We start from the raw sequence: 15000 nt of genomic DNA on the forward strand, positions 1-15000 counted from the left end.
TAGAGAGAAAGATACTGCTGCTTACTTTATTGATTCAACTAAACTATCTATATACTACACAAAACTTACAAGTAATAATTAAATATTTGGTAATCTTGTTAAAATAGCAATAAGCAGTTATAGGGAATCTATAGAGTATTCATTACATCTTGTAATTAATCATAAAGAAATAATTATGACAATTAAATTACTAAAGCTAATAGTACTAATTTATCAACAATAGGTGATATAATAACTGAATTACAAAACAAAATCTTTGATGATAAAAGATATATATCTTAATTGGTACTATGAGATGCAATTTACAATGAGAATATAAAATTTGTTGAAATAGTTAATCAATAGAAAATACAGATTTAGAAAATAGTATGAGATAACTATTCTGTTCAGTTAGAATTATAATAAATAAAAGAGTGTATTCTGTCAGGTTATTCAATTATTATAGATATATCCTGGATTAAAGCATAACGTACGAATGTTGTATTTCAGGCTCATATGTTATTTTTTAGGGATTCATATTAGAGATATTTACTATATTTTAAATAGATTTCTACTTTAATCGAGTGTGTTTTACAAGCTATGCAACAATATCCTGAAGCTGAAATCATTGATTGCTTTTTAAGGAACATGTAACAGAGCTTAATTATCTACATTTTTCATAATTTCAAGATAATTTATTTTACCATTTGCAAGTAGTGGTATTTCAGGAATGGTAATAATGACTTTTGGTAAGTGTAATAAAGAAATTTGAGCTTTGTGAATAGCATCTGCAAAATTTTGTCTATTTATAATAGAGCAGGTAGTAAATAAAATAATTTTTTCTCCATGTGTTTCATTCTCAGTAGAAATAGCAGCATGCAAAGAATCTGGATCGATTTGACTTGCAAGTTCTTCAATTTTTGTAAGAGATATCATCTCACCAGCTATTTTAGTAAAGCGATTAAAACGCCCTAAAATTGTTATATATCCTTCAGAATCGATCTTAACTATATCACCTGTATCATACCACACTTTGTTATCATATTGCTTACTTTCACCCAAATAACCAAGCATAATATTAGGACCTCGTATAAATAGACGTCCTCCATCATTTATCCATTCTACTTTTTCAAGTTTATAATCAATTTTTGATAATAATCTTCCAACTGTACCGGCTTTATTATGCATAGGAGTATTACAAGCTATAATAGATGATGCTTCAGTGATAACATATCCTTCAAAGATACGTATACCATATTTATTAAGCCAAAATTGTCTAGTAGATTCTCTTAATTTCTTGTTACCAGCAAATATATAGCGTAGTGAATAAAAATCATATGGGTGAGCATAATTAGCGTAACCGTTTAAAAAAGCATCAGTAGAAATTAATATAGTTGCACCGACGTCATATATAACTTCAGGAATAGTGTGATAATTTAGCGGAGAAGGATATAAAAATAGCTTAATACCATTTAAAGTTGTAATAATTACACCTCCAAGACCAAAACTATGAAATAGTGGCAGAGCATTAAATACTATATCTTCTGGGCTAAAAGGCACTTTAGCAGTTATTTGGTATCTATTAGTTTGTAAATTCCTGTGAGATAGTAATACAGCTTTAGGCTCTCCTTCAGTGCCTGAAGTAAAAATTATCACTGCAGGTTTTTCATCATTATGATTATGACAAAAATAATTATAATAAGTTTGAGCAAAGTAACTTCCTATAAAAGCTTTTAGTTTTAAAGCTAAATTAATTTGTTTTTTGAAATCTTCTAAATATATTATTGTAATACCGAAGTCTAATAGGTTAGTTATTAATTCATGTAAATTTGCTTTTTTAATAAACTGTTTTGAAGTATAGACGACTTTAATTTGTGCAAGCTTGCAGGAATTAATAATAATACTTATGCTACTGCTCCAATTAATGATAGCTGGAACGTAGCCACCAAATTGCATAGCATAAAAAGTAATTAGTGTATTTGTGGTGTTAGGTAACATTAAGCCTAAATTTCTACCAAAGATATTATTCTTTTTGATTAAATCACCAAGAATAAAAGATTTTAATATTAACTCTCTATAAGTAGCTGAATTTTTTTCAGAATCATTAACTATTTTTTTCTTGAATCCATGAATTTTAGCAGCTTCTATTAGAGATGCAAATAAAGTATTTTTATAGTCTGAGCTCTCAAACATCATATCAGCCATAATATCATAGAGAGTTCGAGCTATATAACAGCGTCGTTCTTGATTGCTTATAGCACCCATATTAGCAAATTTTACTGGAGGTAAAATGGTTATAGTAATTTTAGGGAATATTTTTCTCTTGAATATATTTTTTAATTTTGATAAGTGAGTAAATTGTGTACCATCTATTCTCACTGGTAATATTGTAGCTCCGGCTTTATCAGCAATCATGCCTGGACCTTCATAAATTTTCATTAAAGATCCAGTAACACTTATTCTGCCTTCTGGAAAAATAGCTACTTTCTGATCTTTTTGTACTTCTTTTACTAAAGTCTTTATTGCCATTGGATTACTTGGGTCAACTGGTAATGTTTTTGCTATACGTAAAAATGGCTTAATCCACCATATTTTTTGTATATCAGGGCTAATTGCAAAAGTCAGTTCTTCTCGCAGATAGGTAGCAATTAAAGGCGGATCAAGATATGAAATATGATTAGCAATTATTACTAATTTTTTACCTGCTTTCTGAAGATTTTCAAATCCTTTAACTTCAACTTTATACATAAGATCAAAATAGATTTGGAATATTCTTCGTAACACTTTATACGGAATAATTTTAACTTCAGGTATTAAACGATAAATATATATAGTGACGATTATATTAGCTAGGCTAATAAATAATATAATCCAAGGTATAGAAAAATTTAGATAAAATAATAAAGAAAGAATAATTGTTGAACCTGTCATGAAAATGGAGTTAATCAGATTATTAACAGCAATAATCCTGCTACGATGAGTAGGATTTGCATAATGCTGCAATATAGCAAAGAGTGGTACGATATATAACCCACCTATTGCTGCTAAGAAAAATAAATCGATAATTATTCGCCAGTTATGTCTCTTTGATAAAAAAACTAGGATGCTTTTTAATTGCGCAGATTCATAATTAATTGCACTAATTCTGCTTGCGAAAAATAAATCAATACCGAAAATACTAATACCAAGCGCTGAAATAAATAGATATTTAATAGTAATTTCATCTTCAAATATTTTACTACATAAAAATGATCCTATGCCTACACCTAATGAGAATACCGCTAAGAATAAATTAGCCACATTCGCATCAGCTTTAAATGTCACCTTAGCAAGCAAAGGTATTTGAGAAATTATAGCAGCGCCGATAAACCAAAACCATGAAATACCAAGTATGGCTAAATATACTTGTTTTTTTGTTTTTGCGTATTTTATCATGCTTAAACTTTCACCAAGTATATTTAAATTTATTTTAATATCACGATTTGCATTATTTGATTTCAGAGCAAAAAGACTAGTGAAAAAACCAAAAGCAGTAATTATAATTAATGAATATATAATAAAATTATTACTAATCGTATAATAACTACCGATTATAGTGCCGATGAAAATACTTATAAAAGTTCCTGCTTCAACAAAGCCATTAGCTCCGAGTAGTTCATTTTTATTTAGGTGATCAGGTAATACACTATATTTGATTGGACCAAAAAAAGTCGAGTGAATGCCCATAAAACCAACAGAGCAGAGTAGAATTAAAAGATTATTATTCTGAAATCCATAAATTGCAAAAGCAATTATAGCAATTTCACAAATTCTAATAATTTTAATAAGACTTGCACGTTCATATTTATCTGCAGTTTGCCCTGCTATGCTTGCAAATATTATAAAAGGTAGTACAAAAGTAGCATTTGTAATTAAAACGAGTAGACTATTATATTTACTTACAGTTTCGGTAAAACCATAGGTAATAAGAATCACAAGAGCATTTTTTAATATATTATCGTTAAGACAACCACATAATTGTACTATAAAATTTGGTAGAAACCGTCTATCTTTAAAAAGATATAATTTGTTTGAGCCCATAGATATAATCTACTTTAAAATACTAATTTTGTTGTTATACCATGACTTATTAGGAGTTGTTGCATAGTTCTTAAAAAATGATTGAATAGCATTCCTGCAACGTCTGGAACCTAGTAAACATTATAAAGAAATAAGTTTTTATATGTTTGTTTTATAAAACATTACAAACTTTACATTATATCCAGAATATTTTTCTAGATTTTTGCTTTTGCCGGAATGACATCTTGAATATTAGGTAATTTACATTAATATGTCAAATCTGTATATACTTGATAAACTTTCTTAATCCTTATTATTTTCTTTTTGTACCTTCTTACGTCTTTGTAAATTCTTTTTTAATGCAGTTGATAAATTATCAAATTTAGCTGTTAATCTAGATTTTTCTGTTTTTTCTTTAGTACTTTTGTTAAGTGACATACGGATTTACAATAATTGTCTTTTCACGATAGGATTATTATATTATACTACCGGTATTTTAGAAAATAAAAAACATAAATGTCTATGAATCAAAGTAATATAATATCTTCTGAGTTACTTGATGAGAAAAAAAATATTGCAAGGCAAGGAGGTGGTGAAGCTAGGATTAGTGCGCAACATCAAAAAGGTAAATTAAGTGCACGTGAGCGGATAGAAGTACTATTAGATCCAAATAGCTTTACTGAAACAGGTATGTTTGTAGCACATAGATGCAATAATTGGGGGATGCAGGATAAAAAATTTTTAGGTGACGGTGTTATAACAGGCCATGGTACAATCAATGGTAGATTGGTATTTATTTATAGTCAAGATTTTACTGTACTGGGTGGATCACTCGGAGAGTATCATGCTAAGAAAATCTGTGATATTGTTGATCAAGCTATAGCTACTGGTGCTCCGGTAATTGGAATCAATGATTCAGGGGGAGCAAGAATCCAAGAGGGGGTAGATGCTCTTGCCGGATATGGTGAATTATTTCAGCGTAATGTTTTAGCTTCAGGCATTATTCCACAAATTACCTTAATTATGGGGCCTTGTGCGGGTGGTGCTGTTTATTCTCCTGCCTTAACTGATTTTATATTTATGGTTAAGAATACTTCTTATATGTTTGTAACTGGTCCTGATGTAGTGAAAACAGTTACAGGTGAAGAGGTAAGCCAAGAAAAACTCGGAGGTGCTCATATGCATACTACTAAAAGTGGTGTTGCTGATTTAGCATTTAACAATGATATAGAAGCATTGCTAGAGATTCGTAGATTCTTTAATTTTTTACCATTATCTAATCGTAGTCCTCTTCCTATTCGTCCTACTGTTGATCCAGCTGATAGGGTAGATATGTCTCTTAGTACATTGATACCTAATACTCCTAATAAACCTTACGATATGAAAGAATTAGTAGAGCGTATTGTAGATGAAGGAGAGTTTTTTGAATTACAGCCTGATTTTGCTAAGAATATAATTATCGGTTTTGGTTATATGGAAGGTTATCCAGTAGGTTTTGTTGCTAATCAACCTTTGCATTTAGCAGGGTGTTTAGATATAAATGCTTCAAGAAAGGCAGCAAGATTTATTAGATTCTGTGATGCCTTTACTATTCCTATAGTAAGTCTCGTTGATGTACCAGGATTCTTACCTGGTACTGCTCAAGAGTATGATGGTATTATTAAACACGGTGCTAAGCTTTTATATGCTTATGCGGAAGCTACAGTGCCAAAAATTACTGTAATTACTCGTAAAGCTTACGGAGGAGCTTATATAGTGATGAACTCTAAGCATCTTAGAGGTGATATAAATTATGCTTGGTTTAATTCCGAGATTGCAGTTATGGGAGCAGAAGGAGCAGCGGAAATAATATTTAGAGAAGAATGCAAAAGTCCGGAAGCTAAAAAGCAAAAAATTGATGAGTATAGGAAAGTAGTAACATCGCCTTTTGTTGCAGCATCTAGAGGATATTTAGATGATATTATAAGACCACAAAATACTAGATGGCGTATATGTAAGGCGCTGAACTTTTTACGTACTAAAAAAGTAGAATTACCTTGGAAAAAGCATGATAACCTACCGCTTTAAGATTTGGTATATGGGTCAAAAGATTCTTTTAGCATCTTGTAATTTAATTGCATGACCTATTTATTTTTGATTACTATAGGTTGCTTTCGAGATGTTGTAGTAAAGCTATGATATTTGGGCTATTTTCTAAGCTGGAGGATAACATCACAATCATGCAATGTCTATAAATAAATAATATTAAAAATATAAGAAAAAATTATAACAAGAACTATGACTAAACCTTTATTTGATAAAATTTTAATTGCTAATCGTAGTGAAATTGCTGTTAGAATAATACGTACTTTAAAAAAAATGGGTATAAAATCGGTTGCAGTATATTCTGAAGCTGATACTAATTCAATGTATGTACAACATGCGGATGAAGCTTATTATGTAGGTGATTCGCCTGCAACTGAAAGTTATTTATCTATTAAAAATATTATTTCAGCAATTCGTGAAAGTGGAGCTAGTGCTGTACATCCAGGATATGGATTCTTATCAGAAAATCCAAATTTTGCTAATGTTCTGAAAAGAGAGGGAGTAGTTTTAATAGGTCCTAGTGCTAAGATTATCAAAAAGATGGGAGATAAAATTGAAGCAAAAAAAATTGCAATAGATGCAGGAGTTAGTACCGTTCCGGGCTATATGGGGACTATAAAAGATGTTAAACAAGCAGTAGATCTTGCTAAAGAAATAGGTTTCCCTGTAATAGTTAAGGCAGCTGCCGGTGGTGGTGGACGTGGTATGAGAGTTGTAAATAATCCTGCTGAAATGGCTAGTGCTTTTGAGTCTGCAAAGCTTGAAGCCGGAAATAGTTTTAGTGATGATAGATTATTTATTGAGAAACTAATCCAAACCCCTCGTCATATTGAAATTCAACTACTTGCTGATCAGTACGGTAATAGTGTGTGTCTTGGAGAGCGTGAATGTTCAATACAACGTCACCATCAGAAAGTAATTGAGGAAGCACCTAGCTCTTTTATCACTGAAGATATAAGACAAGAAATGTATAAACAGGTAATATCGTTATCTAAAAGGGTTGGGTATTATTCTGCAGGTACTGTTGAGTTTATAGTGGATAGTAATAGAAACTTCTATTTTTTAGAAATGAATACTAGGTTACAAGTTGAGCATCCAGTTACGGAATTAATTACTGGTATAGATATTATCGAAGAGATGATAAAAATTGCTGCTGGAGAAAAATTATCATTTACACAAGATGACGTAAAGTTAAAAGGTTGGGCATTTGAGTCACGAATTTGTGCTGAAAATCCAAGCAGAGGTTTCTTGCCATCGAGTGGTAGAATTACTGCTTATTCTGAACCTGCAAAGAGTCCAAATATCCGTATAGATACAGGAATCGGACTTGGTGGTGAAGTAAGTATGTTTTATGATTCAATGATTGCAAAATTATGTACTTATGGTGAAACAAGAGAGCAGGCAATTGAGGTAATGCGTTCTGCCTTAAGTTCATACATAATTAACGGTATTTCTCATAATATCAGCTTCTTAGAGGCGGTGATGTTACATCCCCGTTTTGTTAACGGAGATATTTCTACTGACTTTATTCAAGAAGAATATCCAGATGGTTTTTCTGGAGCTAGTCTCACTTCAGAAGTAACTACCGTGTTTTTAGCAACAGCTATTTTTATTTATATATCAGAGCAAAGACGTGCTTCATTGATTTCAGGTAATATTAATAATCAAGCTAATAAAATTGGTACTAGATGGGTAGTAACAATTGATGATAAGCTATTTCCTGTATTAATTACTCCTGTTGAAAATGGTTATAATATACGGCATGAAAGTGATAGAATATATATTCGTAGCAATTGGAATTTAGGTAATGAACTTTTTACAGCTATAATTAATGGTAAAAAGACAAATGTAAAAATTGAGAATATTAGAACCGGTTATATATTATCGCATGCTGGCATTAGTGTAAAAGCATTTGTTCGTTCTCCTCGAATATCTGAACTTGAAGCATTGATGGTTTCAAAAGTAGTTATTGAAGAGAATTCAGAACTCCAAGCTCCTCTTAGCGGTCAGATTGCATCCATAAAAGTTACAGAAGGACAGCAAGTAATAGTAGGACAAGAAATTATGATTTTAACTGCTATGAAAATGGAAAACATTATTCTTGCCGAAAGGGATGGAAAAGTAGCTAGAATTTTTGTAAATGAAAAGGATAATGTAGTAAAAGGACAAATATTATTGGAATTTGCATGATGTTTCTTTATTGTACTGTTTATTTATGTTGTTTTATATAGTGAAAAAGCAATTTTATCATATAGTAGCTTGATGCAGCATCTGTAAAAATAGGCTATCACAGATTACTTTTTTAGATTATTGCAATCGTAGCTATAGTATGATACAGAGGCTTCTAAAGCCATGAATTAAAGTAACATCAATAATAATGAAGATAAAGTATAAAGATCAAATTAATGATAAAAAATTAACCAATTATTTATTATAGCAATTTTTAATTTTTAGTTGTATTTTGTAATTTTCTAGCTCTATTTCACTTACATAATCTGGAATGAAGTCTTTAGAAAACTCACCTAAGGTTTGCTCTTTAATAAAATTGCTGTAAATGCTTATTATCTTATATAGATCAAACTCGCTTGTTAATTCTATTAAAATTCTATCTGTTATGGCAAATCCTGCATCTTTACGAGCTTGTTGGATAAAACGTACTATGTCTCTTGCTATCCCTTCTTCTATTAATTCAGGCGTTAACTTTAACTCAAGTATAAGTAAACTGCTGTTATCAGCAAAGCTCACAGCACCTTTAATATGTGAATATGGCTCTAGGACTAATTTATATTCCTCACTATTTAAGATTTCATTGCAGATAACTAAACCGTTAACGTTAGCTTCCCATTCACCTTTTTTGGCAGCAGATATAATATCCTTCATTTTATGTGGTAAACGTTTACCAAGCAATGGAAAATTAATCGATAATTTTTGGTTTGTATAATTCTCCAAATCATCACGATAAATTACTAATTTGACATTAATCTCATCTTTAATTAAATCTTCGAAATTTTTAAGCATGTTATTGCTTTTACTTATTATAGTTACACTTGCGAGTGGCTGTCTTACCCTTATATTTTCTATGCTTCTGATAAATAAACTGTTACTGCAAATATCAAGCACAGTATCCATAGTGGTTACTAACTCATGATCTATCTCAAAACTTGATAGATTAGGAAAATTACAGAGATGGACACTTATTGTGTTCTCGTCATTGCTAGGAACTACAGAAGTAGTGACATGACAACTTGGCTCTAGTACGCCTGAGATTGCTACATTAAGGTCTGTGCCTTTTCTCACAATTACACTGTTACATAGTCCCAAATATATTGCTTCAGAAATTAATGGGACTAAAGCTGACATAGCAATAGCCATAGTTTTAAGACATGAATACAGGGTATTATAAGCATTTTGCTTATCTTCATCTTTTTCGCTTTTCCAAAACCTTGCTCTGCTTCGTCTTATATACCAGTTATTTAACACTTCAAAAAAGTTTGATATTGTATGGTAAGCTGTTTGCGTATCAAAATTATCTAAACTTTCTTCAATTTTTTGTACAGCTATTTTAAGCTTAGATAATATATAAATATCAAGAACGTTTTTAGAATTAAACTTAAGCTCACCTTTAATATGATCAGCATTAGCATACATAGTAAAGAAATGGTAAGCATTCCATATAGGTTTGATGAATAAACGAAGTATATCAAACACCATCTTACCATCTTTATCAATTAGTAGCTCTTGCCCTTTCACTACATTTGAAGATAGCATCGTAATTCTTAAAGCGTCAGAGCTATACTTGTCAAATAGTTCTAGAGGATCGGCATAGTTATTAAGACGCTTTGATAATTTTTGTCCTGTAGCGTCAAGTATTACACCATGGCATATACAATTTAAAAATGGCGGACGATCAAATAAAGCAGTAGATAGCACCATCAAAGTATAGAACCAACCACGAGTTTGTGCTGAATACTCAACTATAAAGTCAGCAGGAAAATGATTCTCGAACCATTCTTTATTATCAAAAGGGTAGTGGGCTTGTCCATATGGCATAGAACCGCTTTCAAACCAGCAATCAAATACATCTTCTATTCTGCGCATTGTTGATTTTCCTGTAGGATCGTCAGGGTTTGGTCTTGTAAGTTGATCAATAAATGGACGATGTAAATCAGTAATTTTAACGCCAAAATCTTTTTCTAGCTCCTCTATTGAACCATATACATCTATACGTGGATATTTTGGATCATCTGATTTCCATACAGGCAGTGGTGTACCCCAAAATCTGTTACGGCTTATCGACCAGTCACGTATATTTTCAAGCCACTTACCGAATAAATTATCTTTAACATGCAAAGGTATCCAGTTTATTTGCTGGTTAAGCTCTATCATTCTATCTTTGAATTTAGTAACTTTCACATACCATGATGGTACTGCTTTGTATATTAACGGTGTATCTGTTCGCCAGCAGTGAGGATAATTATGGATATATTGTTCAGTTTTAAGCCAGTTCCCTTGCTCTTTTAGCTTGATTATTATCTTATCATTAGCATCAAATACTTGTACTCCTTCTAAATCTGGTATTTCTTTAGTAAATTTACCGCTATTATCCACAGGACAAACAAGCTCAATATTTTTTGATTCACAAAGGATTTGGTCATCTTCACCAAATCCTGGCGCCATATGTACAATTCCTGTGCCGTCACCTTCAACTACAAAATCGCCTGCAAATATCTTAAAACTATTTGGATGATTCTCGAAATAATTAAATAATGGCTTATAAGTTAAACCTTGAAGCTCTGATCCTTTAATTATAGTGAAATCTTCATCTCCTTTAAGACCTAATTCTTTGTTATACTTAGAAACTGATGAAGCAGCTATAATATAACAAATATTATCCTTTGATACTAACGCATAATTAATATCGCTACCAACTGCAAGTGCAAGGTTTGAAGGTAGTGTCCAAGGTGTTGTTGTCCAAGCGAGAAGTCTGTATTCTTCATAATTACCATATGGCAATTTATCTCTTAGTACAAAACTAGCTGTTACTGCTTTATCAGCTTGTTTTCTATATGAATTATCAAGCCTTGTTTCGAAGTTAGAAAGCGGAGTTTCGCATGCCCAGGAATAAGGCATTACCCGCATAGATTCATATATTAGTCCTTTATTATACAATTCTTTAAAAGCCCAAAGCACTGATTCCATAAAATTCCTATCCATAGTTTTATAGGAGTTTTTAAAATCAACCCATCTTGCCTGACGCGACACATATTCTTCCCAGTTATCAGCATATTTCATTACTGATGCTTTACAATGTGCATTAAACTTCTCTATACCGAAATTAGTAATGGCAAGACGTCCTGAAATACCAAGCTCTTTTTCAGATTGCATTTCAGCAGGAAGGCCATGACAATCCCAACCAAAGCGACGCTCAACTTTTTTGCCTTTAACAGTTTGATAGCGTGCATAAACGTCTTTAATAAAACCAGTAAGTAAATGTCCGTAATGCGGCAAACCATTGGCGAAAGGTGGACCATCGTAAAATATAAATTCAGCATTACCAGCTCTATTATCGATAGATTTTTGGAATATATCATTTTCTTGCCAAAATTTTAGTATTTCTTTTTCTATAGCAGCAAAATTAGCGTTCGAGCTAACTTCTGGGTAGTGTTTATTATTTGTCATTATTTTAGAATTTTTTATAATTATTATTCGAACATGCCATTATTGAATGGCTTTTTTTATGTCATCCCAGTTGAAAGCGAGGATCCAGAGGAACTAGAGACAAGTTAGGTTTTTATTATTTATAAAAACTCTAAATTTATACTGATTAAAAATGGATTCCCGTCTGTGCGAGAATGACACCATTAGGCTCTGCAAGCTATGCAACAACGCCATCAAAAGTGCACAGCACCTAATAATAATAAATAATTATTAAGAGATAAATAGCTAACTTAGAAAAATACTAAAACTTCTTTTTAGAGAATAAGAAATACTCATGGAACCTAACCGTAATATTAAAAACATATAATTATAAAGTCTATTATGTAAACATCCTAATGATAGGAATATTTGAAGAGTCGAGTAGATTCTTCATTTGTATGAAAGCTTTTACAATATTTTCTACGGATTCGTCAATGAACTTATCTGTTTCAGTGTGATTATCTGACTCATCTTGAATATAAAAAAGAATAGAAGATATATAAACTGTAAGTAATAACCCCCTTTTGCTGTAATAATTAAAATCAAGTGATTTATCACCTGCATAGCACCAAATAGCATTACATGTGCGAAAGGCAACCTTAGTACCTTGCGCTGGATGTAGAGCAAAATAAACAGCATTCTTACTATGAATAATAGGTATGATAGTTTTAATTCTAGTTTTTACTGCTAAAGATATTTTTTCTCTTATTTTTGTTGGCTTTTTTATTTTTGTCAAACTTTCTAGCATAATATTATCTAGGTATTTTTCAAGAAATTCTATTATTTCTGACAAAGCATTTGGAAAAAGTATAAGCGCATACCCATTTGCAAAACCACATTTTTCTTCTGCTTCTTCAAGCAATCTATTATCCCATTTATTGAAAGGTAATAACTCTAATAAAGATTGCACAAATCTTAATTTTTTGATAAAATGTTCTTCTTGGATATTCATAATTTATAAACCTTGACACGATAACTTATTATATAGATAATAAAGTTATAGTTCAAATACATAAAATTTTTAAAGGAGAGTAATTTTAGTGGTACTAGTAAACGTTCACGCCGGCAATTGTGATAATACGCTTAAAAATTTCAAAAAGAAGTTACAAAGAGAGCTTTATTTTCGTAAAATGAAAGAACAGCGTTACTATGAAACTCCTTCAGCAAAGCGTGTGCGTAAAACACAAGAAGCAGCAAGAAGACAAAGGAAGTTTGCGCGTAAGAAAATGTTTGAAGAGTTTTAGAATTTTTTAAATTATTTATAAGCAACGCAAAAGGCAAGATTAATTCTTGCCTTTTTTGTTGGTAGTTTTACTGACTATTGATTATCATTAGGTCATTTCTACTATATATTGGAGAATGATATAAGAGCTATGCAACAGTGTTATATAACAGCAGTAGCTGTATCAATTAATGTATCTTATGCTTACTTATTTTAAACAAAATTTATATTCTTATTTTTCTAGCAGGGTTTTAATTTTTATTTTAATGGCAGCTGCTATTATTTTTGCTTGCTCTACTTATTACCTAATATCTCTAGAATCAAAGAACCCTAGTAAAATTATTGGGTTTTTATTAGTTGATTTAGCAATTTTTTTAATTTTAGGTATTTTAGTAGCTCATAAATTTTTTCAAAATTTTTTTGTTAAAGGTGATGCTAAAGATAATTCTAAATTACAGAATCGTATAATAATTGCATTTAGCTTAGTTGCAACAGTTCCGACCATAATCGTTTCAGTATTTTCTGCTTATTTTTTGAATCTTAGTATTCAGGCTTGGTTTGATAAAAAGATTTCAGCAGTGCTTGATCAGTCTATAATAGTTGCTGAGTCTTATATTGCTGAACATAAATTACAACTAAAAGAGACAGTTTTAGCTGTTGCTGAAGATTTAAGCGATATGTATTATGATTTAGTTCATAATCCTGCTTTATTCACCAAAACACTTAATACTGAAGCAGAGATGCGTTCGCTTGATGAAGCAATAGTTTTTAATAAATCTACTAATACTATAGTTGCTAATAGTTATTTAAGTTTTCTGCTATCATTTGCAACTATTCCTGCACATTTAATTAAAAAAGCAGATTTAGGAGGGCCAGTAGAAGTAAAATCTGATCCGACAAAAATAAGGATGCTAATTAAATTAAAGGAATATAATGATGTATATTTATTAGTTGGTAGATTAATAGACAACAAAATTATTGATCATATAGATGCAACTAATGGGGCAGCTGCAGAATATTATCGTCTTAAAAACCAAGTAGGAAGCATACAAATAAAATTTTCAATTATTTTTATTTTTATTGCTTTATTATTACTTTTAGTAGCTGTAAGTTTTGGTGTTATATTTACTACTAAAATAGTAGATCCTATTAAAAAGCTAGTTACTGCAACCGACAAAGTGAAAGATGGTGATTTAACAGTACAAGTTCCTGAAGATGAGGTAGATAAAGATGAAATAGGAGCTCTTTATGCTGCTTTTAACATAATGATTAAGCAGCTTTCACGTCAGCAGCGTGATTTAGTTATAGCACAGCGTGCTCTTGCTTGGTCAGATGTCGCTAAGAAAGTTGCGCATGAAATTAAAAATCCACTTACTCCTATTTTACTTGCTTCTGAAAGATTACTTAAGAAATTTAGTCCTGAAATTAAAGAAAGAGCAGAATTTAAGAATTATCTACAAATGATTATTCGTCATACTAATGATATTAAAAACATAGTATCTGAATTTGTTCTTTTTGCACGTCTTCCTGCTCCTAAATTTACAAATAATAATTTAATTTATTTAGTTAAAGATATTGTTGAAGCACGTAAATTACTGAATGATAATATTTTATATAAGTATGACACTAATGTAGTGCAATTTAATTTCATGTGTGATGTTACTCAAATAAATCAAGTAATGATAAACTTGCTTAAAAATGCAGAAGAGTCAATAAAAGGACGTAAACAAGGAGAAATAAAAGTTAGTATAAATGCTGGAGACAATTTTATTAGCATTACCGTAATAGATAATGGTAAAGGATTTCCACCTGAGCTAATAGGAAAAGCTACCGAAAGCTATGTGACGACTAGCAGTAAAGGTATGGGGGTAGGCCTTGCTATAGTTAAGAGAATAGTAGAAGAGCATTGTGGAGTTTTAGACATTGCAAATAGAGAAGAAGAGGGCGCAATTATCGAT

General features: G+C 31.0%; 8 protein-coding genes (1 of these 8 only partly in view). 4 read left to right on the top strand and 4 right to left on the bottom strand.

Annotated features, from left to right (window positions below):
* Positions 1-639: 639 nt before the first annotated feature.
* Both AC27F4_RS04085 and AC27F4_RS04090 read right to left on the bottom strand, forming a co-directional pair.
* The gene (locus tag AC27F4_RS04085; RefSeq protein ID WP_487062333.1) at positions 640-4059 is read right to left on the bottom strand and encodes an acyl-[ACP]--phospholipid O-acyltransferase; all 3420 of its coding nucleotides are present in this window, start codon (positions 4057-4059) and stop codon (positions 640-642) included.
* A 282-nt stretch (positions 4060-4341) separates the two neighbouring features.
* Entirely contained in the window at positions 4342-4476 is a 135-nt protein-coding gene (locus tag AC27F4_RS04090) for a hypothetical protein (RefSeq protein WP_487062335.1), read from the bottom strand.
* 84 nt (positions 4477-4560) lie between these two features.
* On the opposite strand from AC27F4_RS04090, the gene AC27F4_RS04095 reads away from it, so the two are divergent.
* Both AC27F4_RS04095 and AC27F4_RS04100 read left to right on the top strand, forming a co-directional pair.
* Positions 4561-6105: an acyl-CoA carboxylase subunit beta gene (locus tag AC27F4_RS04095; RefSeq protein ID WP_487062413.1), complete on the top strand. Its 1545-nt coding sequence runs from the start codon at positions 4561-4563 to the stop codon at positions 6103-6105.
* A 210-nt stretch (positions 6106-6315) separates the two neighbouring features.
* Positions 6316-8313 (top strand): acetyl-CoA carboxylase biotin carboxylase subunit, encoded by a 1998-nt coding sequence (locus AC27F4_RS04100; protein WP_487062337.1) that lies wholly within the window; start codon positions 6316-6318, stop codon positions 8311-8313.
* Positions 8314-8547: 234 nt separating this feature from the next.
* Here AC27F4_RS04100 and ileS read toward each other — a convergent pair whose 3' ends face one another.
* Together ileS and AC27F4_RS04110 are read right to left on the bottom strand one after the other, a co-directional pair.
* Positions 8548-11802 (bottom strand): isoleucine--tRNA ligase, encoded by a 3255-nt coding sequence (gene ileS / locus AC27F4_RS04105; RefSeq protein ID WP_487062339.1) that lies wholly within the window; start codon positions 11800-11802, stop codon positions 8548-8550.
* A gap of 358 nt (positions 11803-12160) precedes the next feature.
* Positions 12161-12772, bottom strand: a complete 612-nt coding sequence (locus tag AC27F4_RS04110) for a COQ9 family protein (RefSeq protein WP_487062341.1) — start codon at positions 12770-12772, stop codon at positions 12161-12163.
* Positions 12773-12860: 88 nt separating this feature from the next.
* On the opposite strand from AC27F4_RS04110, the gene rpsU reads away from it, so the two are divergent.
* Together rpsU and AC27F4_RS04120 are read left to right on the top strand one after the other, a co-directional pair.
* Positions 12861-13064 carry a 30S ribosomal protein S21 gene (rpsU, locus tag AC27F4_RS04115; RefSeq protein ID WP_487062343.1) on the top strand — a complete coding sequence of 68 codons (204 nt, stop codon included), beginning with the start codon at positions 12861-12863 and terminating at the stop codon, positions 13062-13064.
* 178 nt (positions 13065-13242) lie between these two features.
* On the top strand, positions 13243-15000 hold the 5' portion of the coding sequence (locus AC27F4_RS04120; protein ID WP_487062345.1) for a sensor histidine kinase NtrY-like. Its footprint extends 63 nt past the window's final position; only the first 1758 of its 1821 coding nucleotides appear in the window; its start codon is at positions 13243-13245; its stop codon lies off the right edge, out of view.

The sequence above is a fragment of the Candidatus Rickettsia mendelii genome (assembly GCF_057543435.1).

Excerpts from the sequence above, each read along its gene's own strand:
- AC27F4_RS04085 (WP_487062333.1), bottom strand. The coding sequence starts at position 4,059 with ATGGGCTCAAACAAATTATATCTTTTTAAAGATAGACGGTTTCTACCA.
- AC27F4_RS04095 (WP_487062413.1), top strand. The coding sequence starts at position 4,561 with ATGAATCAAAGTAATATAATATCTTCTGAGTTACTTGATGAGAAAAAA.
- AC27F4_RS04100 (WP_487062337.1), top strand. The coding sequence starts at position 6,316 with ATGACTAAACCTTTATTTGATAAAATTTTAATTGCTAATCGTAGTGAA.
- ileS (WP_487062339.1), bottom strand. The coding sequence starts at position 11,802 with ATGACAAATAATAAACACTACCCAGAAGTTAGCTCGAACGCTAATTTT.
- AC27F4_RS04110 (WP_487062341.1), bottom strand. The coding sequence starts at position 12,772 with ATGAATATCCAAGAAGAACATTTTATCAAAAAATTAAGATTTGTGCAA.
- AC27F4_RS04090 (WP_487062335.1), bottom strand. The coding sequence starts at position 4,476 with ATGTCACTTAACAAAAGTACTAAAGAAAAAACAGAAAAATCTAGATTA.